This is a genomic window from Helicobacter pylori (assembly GCF_001998165.1).
Classification (GTDB): domain Bacteria; phylum Campylobacterota; class Campylobacteria; order Campylobacterales; family Helicobacteraceae; genus Helicobacter; species Helicobacter pylori_DL.
Map to the genome: position 1 here is coordinate 1 of NZ_MTWR01000145.1, position 340 is coordinate 340.

Genomic DNA, 340 nt, shown 5'->3' on the forward strand with positions numbered 1-340 from the left:
TCCCTTCTGGTTTGGTTGTCTAAGCCTTTATTATTTTCTTTATTATTTTCTTTTCTGGGTGGTGCAACTTCTTTAGGCAAGAAAGAAAGCTGGTTAGGGTCAAATTCTTTTTTGACAGGTTTTTTCTCTTCTATTTTTTTCTGCTCTACTTTTTGTTCTACCACTTTTTTCTCTTCTTTTTTCTCCTCTACTGCTTTTTTCTCTTCTAAACTGGTGTAAATGACTGAACATGCGCAAAAATAACACGCGCTCCTGCAAAAGGGCAAATGCGTATAAAGCGATAAGGGCATGGGGTTTTTGAGATTGTCATGGTTAAAAAACGCCGTTTTCAAGCTCAAAT

The 340-nt window shown here is 36.5% G+C and carries 1 pseudogene; it reads right to left on the reverse strand.

Features of this window, described 5'->3' with window-relative positions:
- Positions 1-340, reverse strand: a pseudogene (locus BZK24_RS08590) (hypothetical protein); the annotation flags it as partial.